Origin of the sequence: Planktothricoides sp. SR001, from assembly GCF_001276715.1 — a bacterium.
GTDB lineage: Bacteria > Cyanobacteriota > Cyanobacteriia > Cyanobacteriales > Laspinemataceae > Planktothricoides > Planktothricoides raciborskii.
This window is the reverse complement of record NZ_LIUQ01000032.1, coordinates 16,870-27,614: the sequence shown is the minus strand read 5'-3', so window position 1 is coordinate 27,614 and position 10,745 is coordinate 16,870. Positions and strand designations below refer to the sequence as shown.

9 protein-coding genes are annotated in these 10,745 nt (G+C 43.7%); 4 read left to right on the top strand and 5 right to left on the bottom strand.

Features of this window, described 5'->3' with window-relative positions; translation table 11 throughout:
* Positions 1–541 precede the first annotated feature (541 nt).
* A complete protein-coding gene (locus AM228_RS18045; RefSeq protein WP_156331878.1) occupies positions 542–1,180 on the top strand; it encodes a hypothetical protein in 639 nt (212 codons plus the stop codon).
* 327 nt (positions 1,181–1,507) lie between these two features.
* Here the strand turns inward: AM228_RS18045 and AM228_RS18040 are convergent, their stop codons facing one another.
* From AM228_RS18040 to AM228_RS18025, 4 genes are all read right to left on the bottom strand, one after another.
* On the bottom strand, positions 1,508–2,359 hold the full coding sequence (locus AM228_RS18040) for a nitrate ABC transporter ATP-binding protein (protein ID WP_082348937.1): 852 nt from the start codon (positions 2,357–2,359) through the stop codon (positions 1,508–1,510).
* 240 nt (positions 2,360–2,599) lie between these two features.
* Positions 2,600–4,606 carry a nitrate ABC transporter ATP-binding protein gene (locus AM228_RS18035; protein ID WP_054467784.1) on the bottom strand — a complete coding sequence of 669 codons (2,007 nt, stop codon included), beginning with the start codon at positions 4,604–4,606 and terminating at the stop codon, positions 2,600–2,602.
* Positions 4,607–4,711: 105 nt separating this feature from the next.
* Positions 4,712–5,548 (bottom strand): nitrate ABC transporter permease, encoded by an 837-nt coding sequence (gene ntrB, locus AM228_RS18030; protein WP_054467782.1) that lies wholly within the window; start codon positions 5,546–5,548, stop codon positions 4,712–4,714.
* A gap of 50 nt (positions 5,549–5,598) precedes the next feature.
* Complete coding sequence (locus AM228_RS18025) at positions 5,599–6,948, bottom strand: CmpA/NrtA family ABC transporter substrate-binding protein (RefSeq protein ID WP_054467780.1); 1,350 nt, start codon at positions 6,946–6,948, stop codon at positions 5,599–5,601.
* Between the two features lie 348 nt (positions 6,949–7,296).
* On the opposite strand from AM228_RS18025, the gene AM228_RS18020 reads away from it, so the two are divergent.
* The 3 genes from AM228_RS18020 (at position 7,297) to AM228_RS18010 (ending at position 8,845) form a co-directional block, all read left to right on the top strand.
* Entirely contained in the window at positions 7,297–7,521 is a 225-nt protein-coding gene (locus tag AM228_RS18020) for a hypothetical protein (RefSeq protein WP_054467778.1), read from the top strand.
* A gap of 147 nt (positions 7,522–7,668) precedes the next feature.
* Positions 7,669–8,592, top strand: coding sequence for an AAA family ATPase (locus tag AM228_RS18015; RefSeq protein WP_054467775.1), 924 nt, complete (start codon positions 7,669–7,671; stop codon positions 8,590–8,592).
* Positions 8,585–8,845 carry a hypothetical protein gene (locus tag AM228_RS18010; RefSeq protein ID WP_054467772.1) on the top strand — a complete coding sequence of 87 codons (261 nt, stop codon included), beginning with the start codon at positions 8,585–8,587 and terminating at the stop codon, positions 8,843–8,845. Before AM228_RS18015 ends, AM228_RS18010 begins: the two co-directional genes overlap by 8 nt.
* Positions 8,846–8,994: 149 nt before the next feature.
* On the opposite strand, the gene mutL is transcribed toward AM228_RS18010, so the two are convergent.
* On the bottom strand, positions 8,995–10,656 hold the full coding sequence (gene mutL, locus AM228_RS18005) for a DNA mismatch repair endonuclease MutL (RefSeq protein WP_054467769.1): 1,662 nt from the start codon (positions 10,654–10,656) through the stop codon (positions 8,995–8,997).
* Positions 10,657–10,745: the final 89 nt, after the last annotated feature.

Genomic DNA, 10,745 nt, shown 5'->3' with positions numbered 1-10,745 from the left:
CCATCAGCCATCAGCCATCAACCATCAACCGAATAGTAGACCGACACAGCTAAAATGGTCGATTATGGATTCTCGCCTTCGCGGGAATGACATTCAGAGATTGGACAAATTCTAATACACCAAATTAGATGTGTCGGTCTACTAGGCTGACGGAGTAGGGTCGATACAAATTCCGATTTAGTATCTCTGTATATTTACAGAGAAGTTGAACCGAATTTTGTAAAAATTGACTAAATTAAGAAAAATTTCTACGAAATTTTACGGATTTTGCATCAAAATCTGCTCAAAGAAAAATGCTTCAGAAAAAACAATCAAATATGAGAATGCCCAGTCATAGTAAGTAATCAGACTATTGACAAATCTCAAATAGGTGGTTAGGATCGAAGATGAAAGGAAACTTTCAGCAATTATTTAGGAGCCATTCCATCATAGTTGATATCTGTATCCAAAACATTCAGGAAGCTATCTAAATCTTTATTTCTTCAGGAGATCCGGTTCTACAGCCAACATTCAATTTTGTCCTATACCAAAAGAGATGATTATGAAAAAATTACTATCAGCGATCGCCGGGGCAGGTATTTTGGCTATGGCGATCCTAGCGTCGGCTCCAGCACAGGCTCAAATCGGCGGAAACACTGGCTCCGCTGGGGAAGATCTCACATCAGTTTTTAATGATGACTCCTATGAAGTCAGCGACGAGCTTGAACAACTCGTGACTGAACTCCCAACCATTCTGGAAGATATTGACAGTGCAGGTTTGCTGAGTGATCCAGGCCAATTAGATGAATTGTACAATGCCTACGCCAGCGACAGTAGCAGTGGCTACAATGCCGATGCCTGGGTGATTTCCAAGGGTGGCTGTTCGGTGGATGTTAACTGTACCATCAGTAAAATTGGCGTCGTCACCGCATTGCAATGCTATGCCTCAGCCGGTCTAGAGCCAGAAGCCGTGGCGAATTGCCTCCAAGAAAAGGATCAACAGAAATATCTGGCGGCAGCATCCTGTACTTATGGCAATTGTCCGGCATTTGCAGGGCTGCCTGGTCAGTTGTTCGCCGCTTCCACTTGCCAAAATGCGAAACATCCCAGCTTGGCTGGCCATTTGTTGTTGAATGCACCGGCTAACTTTGAGGAAAATACCGCTCAACCGCTACCCGTGGATTTACTGTTCAAAGGTTAATCAACAGCAATGCTCAGAATGATCTACAGCTTTTTTCTACGGACTGAACCACCCCCCCCCTACAGCAATTTTCTATTGGTTGAACCACAAATATTGGTAGGGGCGAAGCATGATTGCCAGTTAATTCTGGGTTCTCGCAGTAGTTGTCACTCATCATGCTTCGCCCCTACATTCCCATGATTGCCAGTTAATTCTGGGTTCTCGCAGTAGTTGTCACCCATCATACTTCGCCCCTACAGAGGTGTTCTATAAAGGCTGAAAAACGCTCTAGAATTACCTAGAATAATTGTCACCATCACCCCATGACTTAGCAAGGCTTTTTTGCCTTTAATCCTTAGTGTCATCGTGGGCAAAACGGTTATAGAGGAAATCTAGGGCATAGTTACGCAAATCGTAATATAAGGGGTCTTCCATAATGCGATCGCGATCGCGAGGACGGGAGAAAGGAATTTCCATAATTTCCCCTACTTTTGCTTCGGGGCCATTGGTCATCATCACCAATTTATCCGCCAAGAATAATGCCTCATCGATATCGTGAGTAATCATTAACACCGTGCAGCGATGATCGTTCCAAATCTGCAATAATTCCTCTTGTAATTCCTCCTTGGTAATCGCATCTAATGCCCCAAAAGGTTCGTCTAAAATCAGCACTTTCGGACGAATTGCCAAAGCGCGGGCAATAGAAACCCGTTGACGCATCCCCCCAGAAATTTGCTTAGGTTTTTTATCAGCCGCTTCGGTTAAACCGACCATTGCTAAATGATCGCGGACGATCGCCCGTTTTTCCAATTCTGACTTATTCTTATAAACCTCATTAACGGCTAAATAGACATTTTCAAAAGCACTTAACCAAGGAAGCAGGGCATAGTTTTGGAAGACAACCATGCGATCGGGGCCTGGTTTGGTGACAGGTTCTCCACCCACCGTCACCGAACCTGTAGACGGGGTATTAAACCCGGACACCATATTTAACAAAGTGGATTTTCCACAGCCAGAGTGACCGATCACACAGATAAATTCGCCCCGATTAATCGTCAAATTGACATCTTTTAAAACCGTGTAAGGGCCTCGCGAGGTCTTATAGGTTTTAGAAACATTGTCAAAAACCACAAAAGGCTTTTTAGCCGATGATTGAGTGACTTTATTCGCTTGAATTTTTTTGTAAACGGTTGGTTGCATCGCTAATTCCTTCTATTTGATCGATGAGCTTTTTCTTGATACCAATTTCATTAAACATTGCTACATATGAACAATCCCCCTAAACCCTGCTTAAAAACGCGACTTGACTTTGATTTGATTTTTGGTTCCCCCCTTTTGAAGGGGGGCTAGGGGGGGTCTAGGTTTCTGTGGCATGATTTCCTGAATTTGGTATTATTCCCAGACAATTATCATCCTTGCGCTTTAGGCAAAAACCTACTATCAAGCTGAAAGCGGATCTCTTTCTCTGGTATCGAGAATAATTTCTGCCATCGTAATATTGCGTTTAATCTTCAATTTATTCAGATAATCAAGCGGGTTTTCATCATTAAATTTTACCCCATCAAAGAGATTAATTCCCGTGCGTTTGTACTGAACATCAATCCCTAACTCACGAGCCGCCGTGCTGAATACGTTCACGCGACAAACCCGCTCTAAAATTTCCACCCAATTACGCGGGAAAGGAATATCGCCCCAACGAGCCATTTGGGTCATCATCCACAGGTGCTCTGTCCGAATTGGCCGGTTAATTCCTTCCCCAAAAAATTCGTGATGAGCATATTCCCGCATCGGATGATCTAAACTGCAACTCATCTCATTGGGAGTGCCTAAATGAATGTAGTCAATATCGGTACTTAAATATTTGCGAGTAGCTAACAATTTGCGAATTTCTGGATGGTTATTTTCATCAGCACAATAAGCACAAGCTTCTAATAAAGCTTTGACCAAAGCAATGTGGGTATTCGGATATTTATTCGCCCAATCTTCTCGGACTCCTAAAACTTTACCGGGGTGTCCTTGCCAAATTTCTAAATCAGTGGCCACGGTAAAGCCTGCCCCTTCCATTGCAGCCCGAAAATTCCAAGGTTCACCGACACAGTAGCCGTCAATGGTATTGGCTTTCAAATCCACCACCATTTGAGCCGGGGGAATTGTTTTTAATTCCACATCTAGATCCGGATCAATTCCCCCCGCAGCCAACCAATATCGCAATAAAATATTGTGCATTGAGGAAGGATGAACCATGCCCAAACGATGTTTTTCATCGCTACTTTTCCGAATGGCTTCTTTTAAATCTTTGGCCGTTTGAATTCCTTGCTGATAGAATTTTTTCGCCAATGTAATCGCATTCCCATTGCGAGTCATGGTCAAGGCTGTCACCACAGGTAAGGGGGTATCTTCATGTCCCGCATTGGTGAACCACATGGGCATTCCTGCGGGCATTTGGGCTGCATCTAAATAGTTTCCGGCAATGCCATCGACAATCCCACGCCAACTGGTTTCTCGGACTAAATTAACTTCCTCTAATCCATGTTTGACAAAAAAGCCTTTTTCTTGGGCAACTACCAAAGGAGCACAAGCGGTGAGGGGGACAAAACCAATCTCTAAGTTGATTTTTTCTAAGCCATGACGGGAGACAACATCAACTTTGCGGGCGCGGATTTTCTTGACTCGTTTTTGTTGATTTAAGAAGTAGATCATTTCACTTCTTAAAATATAGTAGCTGGGGTGATTCACCACTTCCATGCGTTTCCGAGGGCGGGGAATATCTACTTCTAAAATTCCACCGATTTTGGAGGATGGTCCGTTGGTTAACATGACAATGCGATCGGACAGTAATACCGCTTCATCCACATCGTGAGTCACCATGACTGATGTGACTTGGTATTCTTCACAAATTCGCATCAGTTGCTCTTGTAAATTGCCGCGAGTTAAGGCATCTAAGGCGCCGAAAGGTTCATCTAATAGTAACAATTTGGGACGGATGGCTAGGGCACGAGCGATCGCGACTCGTTGTTTCATCCCACCGGATAATTCCTTGGGTAATTTATCTACCGCATGACGTAAACCCACCAAGTCAATATGGTTTTCAATAATTTCCTTTCTTTCACCTTCGGGCAATCCTGCCATGACTTCATTGACAGCGAGGGCAATATTTTGCCGCACCGTTAACCAAGGCAAAAGGGAATAGTTTTGGAAGACGACCATGCGATCGGGGCCGGGTTTTTGAATCCGTTGTCCTTCCAGGGCAACCACTCCATCGGTGGGTAAATCCAAACCCGCAATCATGTTTAACAGGGTTGACTTGCCACAACCAGAGTGACCAATTAAAGAGATAAATTCACCTTTTTTAATCTGTAAATTGATGCCTTTGAGCGCAATATATTGTCCACCATTGCTTAACTCAAATACCTTATCAATTTGATCCACTGCCACAAAGACGCTCATAATTCATTCCCTCATTGATTTTTATTGGATTTTTCTTGGATTATTGAGATGTAGTTGGGTTTGGATTTGGGTTGACCAAACCCAGACAACATGATGGATTCAGGATTATTCCCCAGGGGCGATCACGGTTTGTAACCAAGCCATAAAGCGGTCAAGCATTAAGCCCACTGCACCGATATAAACCAGCGCCAAAATAATGTCGGAAATATAGTTATTTTGGTAAGCATCCCAGATGAAGAAGCCAATGCCCACAATCCCTGACATCACAATTTCGGCGGCGATAATCGCTAACCAAGCTAGACCGATCGCGATCCGTAATCCCGTGAAAATGTAAGGCAAAGCTGACGGAATCAAAATCTTGAAAAAGAACTTTTGAGGAGAAAGCTGTAACACCTGACGAACGTTAATGTAATCCTGGGGAATTTGTTGGACTCCGACGGTAGTGTTAATTAAAATTGGCCAAACAGCGGTAATAAAAATCACGAATAAAGCCGCCGGTTGGTTTTGTTGCAAAGCCGCCAGAGAAAGGGGAACCCAGGCCAAGGGTGGCACGGTTCGCAGGAATTGAAACAAGGGGTCGAGGGCTTTATTTAGAAACGGATTTAAGCCAATCAGAATCCCGGTGCCAATGCCCACAATTGCCGCCATAGAATAACCAATTAAAACCCGTTTTAGACTTTCCAGAGTTTGCCAGAATAATCCTTTATCCAGTCCGCCCCGGTCAAACCAAGGATACATTAAATAAATGCGAGTTCGTTGATTGGTGATGATATCCGACGGGGGGGGCAGTTTGATTAAGCCGACCATCGATACCAGTTGCCAAACAATTAAAAATCCCAGAAATCCCATTAACGGCGGGAGAATATTGTGGGAGTTTTTATTCCAAAAATCCAGAATGGGATTTCCGGTTTTTTGCCGATTGTTTCTCACGATATTTGCCATTGTGTATCCTCCTGTTTTTTTCTGTATTTGCGGTGAAATATTATCAAAGATTAAACTTTCTTGATCGCGAGACTGTCTAAATAAGCCTGGGGATTTTGCGGATCAAAAATCTTGCCATCAAAAAATTGCTCAATCCCTCGCGATGTGCTGGTGGGAATATCAGTGGCCGCGATTCCAGCTTCCGCTGCTGCGGCTTTCCAGATATCTTCTCGATTGACTTTATCAATCAATTGTTGGGCATTTGCTAAAGTTTCCGGTGGTAAGTAACCCCAGCGAACACTTTCCGTTAAAAACCATAAATCATGGCTCTTGTAGGGATAGGAAACACTGCCTTTCTCATCCTTCCAATATTTGGTGGCTTTTTTCGGATCATTGATGGGTGCTAAGTTATCTCCTAATTTATAGTTTCCAGAGAAAGAACCTTGTAAAACTGATGCTGGAACGTTGAAGTAATTGGCCGTCGATAAAATCGCCGCCAGTTCCCCATGATTTTCGGGTCGATCGCACCATTGTTGGGCTTCCATCAGTCCTTTTAATAATGCTTTAGTGGCCTTGGGATGTTGATCCACCCAATCGGCCCGAATTGCCAGGTATTCTTCTGGATGACAAGGCCAAATATCAGCAGTTAATGCGGCCAGAAAACCAATCCCATCTTGGGCAATGCGATCGGGCCAAGGATCGCCGGTACTGAACCCATCCATCGAGCCAGTTTTCATGTTGGCAACGGTTTGGGCTGCCGGAACCACCAGCAAACTCACATCCAAATCAGGATCGATTCCCCCAGCCGCTAACCAATATCTCACCCAAAAATCTTGATTCGCTTTCGGGAAGGTATAGGCTAATTTAAACGGAGTGCCTGCGGTATGTAAATCGATAAAATAATTCTTAGCAAGGCTTAAATCCAAGCCAATATTGTGGCCTTTATGTTTATTGGCGATCGCAATCCCATTGCCCTGAGTATTGAGTTGAGCCAGGACATACATAGGGATTTTGACATTATTTTTGGTAATTAAACCTTCGGAAATTAAATAAGGCATGGGCATTTGCCACTGCCCGCCATCAATGCCTCCCGCTTTGGAGCCAATTTCCACATTATCTCTTGCTGATCCCCAGTTGGCCTGTTTGGAGACTTCCACATCAGTCATCCCATATTTGGCGAAAAAGCCTTTTTGTTTACCCACGATTAATGGGGCGGATTCAACAATTGGCAGATAACCTAATTTAATTCCGGTGATTTCCGGGGTGGTTTCCGGTGTCAAATTAACCGGACTAACTTGTGGGGTAGAGCTACTGCTGCCCGCTGGTTCCGGTGGGTTGCCTAAACAGCCTTTTAATAAGACTGAACCTGCTGCACTGGCGCTGAGTGTGAATAAAAATCTGCGTCGTGAAATTTGACTCATGGTGGTTTCCTCAGATAGATAAGAGCGATTGAATAAGTAAGATAATTCGGCTTAATCAACACGGGGATCAAAGAGACTTCTCAGAGAAAATAAAACAATCAACAGAAATAACCGCTAAAAATGCTCCCGATTAACTATTCCATAAAGTTTTCCTTACGTTGTTGGCATTTATCATAAGGTTAAATCTTTTATTAGTAAAGACGTATTTTCTTATGTTTTTAATAAAAAAAAATTATATAAAGAGCTTTTGGACTTCAAAAGATAGAAAAGACCCAGATTCATAAATTACACACTATATGCAGTGCTATATATTATTAATTGCTCTACATATAGTTAAAGATTTCATATATGTTCATCGGGTCAGGTCAAGCAATAGGAGAAAGTATTGGTTACATCTCTGCAACCTCATTAGAGTTGGCAACGGATAACGGGTGGGCAACGGATGAGTTGCCTGTTTTTGTCACAGGTAAGTTATTCGCTGCCAAATATCTTTCCCCAGCAGTCATCTCATCCGCTGCCAAATCCCCTGCCAAATATTTAATGATGAGTTATTTGGCTGAATTATTTGGCTAAATTTTGGTGAATATTTAGGGATTAAGGAAAAACTGCCGGAAACTAGGCAGATACCCCTGTAATTTCATCATAACCAGGGCTGGAACCAGGGCAGACACTCGTTTTATCTAGGGGCAGAGTTAAATCTGTCGTTGATAGGAGATAATTATGACGAAAAGCTTAAATTTACAACAATTTTTTCAGGCGACCAACCCCGCAAAAACCTTATTTGTGGATAGTATTGAACAAGACCAAAAGTATTATATTGATTTTTCCTCTGTGCGCGGCGGTCAGATTATTGATGAGTTGAAGGATAATATTGCTCTATGGTCGCCGGATGAAGCCACTTGTCAATTGTTTACGGGTCATATTGGTTGCGGTAAGTCCACGGAGTTGTTGCGGTTGAAACAACAGTTGGAAGCAGAGGATTTTCATGTGGTATATTTTGAGTCTTCTCAAGATTTGGAAATGGGAGATGTGGATGTAGGGGATATTTTATTGGCGATCGCCCATCGGATTACCGAAAGTCTCGATCGCTTGCAACTGAACAAATCTACAAAAATGCAAAGTCTCCTCCAAGGGGCTGCAAAACTGTTGCAAACGGAAATTGAAATTTCTGGAGAATGGACAACCCCATTTGGTAAAATTAGTGCCAATACAGACGGGCAAGTTTCTTTAGATATGGGAATTGATAAAATTTCTGCCAAAGCGAAAGCATCTCCCGAATCTCGCAGTAAATTAAGAGACTATTTGGAACCGCGAACCAATAGCAGTTTAGAAGCAATTAATAGTGAACTAATCGAACCAGCGATCGCCAAATTACAGCAGCATGAAAAGCGAGGCTTAGTCGTAATTGTCGATAGCTTAGATAAACTACATAATTCTCGCAAACCTGGTCAAAGTCCCCAGCATGAATATTTGTTTGTGGAACGGGCTGAACAACTGCGAAGCCTTCATTGTCATGTAATTTATACTATGCCTTTGGGTTTGCGATTTTGCAATGTTTTTGCTAATCTATGCGCCAAGTTTATGTATGAACCGAAGGTGTTGCCAATGGTGCCGACTCAAACACGCGATTTGATTTTTGCTTAAAGAAGGGCAAACCCTAGCCAAAGAAGAGAAGTTAGCGGAGGCTATAGATAAATTTAAGCAAGTAGAAAATCTCGGCGGTTCGTTAGACATCGACCCAGAAGTAGGAAAATTAGTTGTGGATTTTTTGCTTGAACAAGGAGATACCCTAGGCAAAGAAGGTGAGTTAAAAGAGTCTTTACAAAATTACAATTTAGCCAAAAAAATAAATCCTGAATTGCCTGCTTTTGACGCGGATGCTTGGGCGCGGGGTTGAGATCCAAATCATAATTAAACATAAAGATACACAAAACATAATTTATTTAATTAACTATGTTTTTTTTTGTTTTTGTGCTGAATAAATTTATAGCTAATTGGGTTTGCTTAATTAATTTAAAGATGATTTACTTAAAAAGTAATAATTTATTAAATTCCATGACTTTTGCCAATCACCCAATGGCGTCGGAAAAATCGAGCTAAGTCGGTTTCTTCTAAGGATAAATAAATCGGTCTGCCGTGAGGACAAGTGCGGGGATTTTGCGTGCGTTGCCATTGATCTAAAATCGATTGCATTTCTGATAAACTTAGCGGCGTACCGTTTCTAATGGCGCTACGGCAAGCGGTGGCAACTTGGGCAGTTTGTAAGTCTCCCCCTAAACTTAATTCCCACAAAGCATCCGCACAATCATCCCGTTTTGCCAGCATTTCTGGGGCATTGCGGACTGCCCACAGTTCGTTGCCAAATTCGCTGACATCTAATCCTAACCTTTCCATTTGTTCTCGTTGGGCAATGGTTAAATTGCTGAGAATTATCGGCGGTTCTAATGGGACTAATTCCCAGCGATCGCGCAACTGTTCATATATAATTCTTTCATGGGCAATATGTTGTTCTACTAACCAAACGCCGTTGGGATGTTCTGCTACAATATAGGTATTTCTGAGTTGAGCAACGGCGGTTAATGGTATTAAGTTGCTGCTAGGTTCCGGGCGGTCTTCCATGTTAATTTTTCGACTAAGTTCATAGCCACCTTTATTTTCTGAGTTCGTCAATAATTGGCTGACTCGCTGTTGATTGGCCGGACTGTCGGTGATATTCAACCGCAATGCTTGCCCGATCGCGCTATTAAGTTGTTGCTGCCACCAAGCAATATTTTGTAAGTAAATCTCAGACTTACTCGGTTGTCGATTCCAATCAATTTGCTTTGGATTTAGTTGCAAGTCCACAAAACAAATCGGATAGCGATTTCTGGGTAAGGTTCGCCCAAAAGCACTAATAATTGCTTGTTCTAATTCCGGCGATCGCACCATACGATGATTGACTGCCACCTTCACCCAATCCGGTTTACGGCGTGAAGCGCGATCGGGCAAGCCCAAAACCACCTGAATCCGTTGTTCAGCGGTAATCACCACCGTCACATATTGCAAATCACTCACCACCACCCCGCGCACTAACTGGGGCAAAATCTCCTGGGCGGTGGTTCCCGGATGAATGGCAAACCAGGGGCGATTATTTTTATTCACCTGCCAGCTTACCTGGGGATGACACAGGGCAATGTGTTCAATGGTTTGTTGTACCGCCCGCAACTGTTGGGCGATCGGCGGCAGTCCCTGTCGCCGGGCTTGCCAGCAACCAAACAAGTCAGAAACCGTGACAATGGTTCCCGGGGCGATCGCCACAGGTTCAATTTGCATCGGTTCTCCTTGTTCCGTGTAAACCAGACGCCATGCTTCCGCTGACTCTTGGCAACGACTTCTGATTTCTAGTCGGGATAATTGAGCCAAACTATGCAGGGCTTCCCCGCGAAATCCCAAACTGTTAATTTTCCACAAATCCTCGCGATCGCGGATTTTGCTGGTACTGTGGGGGGTCGCACAACGTTGTAAGTTCGCCAAATCCATCCCCGCGCCATTATCCGTCACCCGGATCCGCCAGGACTCCGGCCAAATGGACACGGTAATTCGACTCGCCCCAGCATCTAGGGCATTCTCCACTAACTCTCGCAACACAGCAGCGATCGAATCGATCACCTCACCGGCAGCGATCAGGTTAACAACTTCTGGGGGTAGGGTTTGGATCGTAGGAGTCATAAGTAGGGGGTAGGGGGGCAGAGGGGGGCGCCCCGCCGTCGGCGGGGGAGCGGGGGAGCAGAGGGGAGAGTGAATAGTGAAAGGGAGGA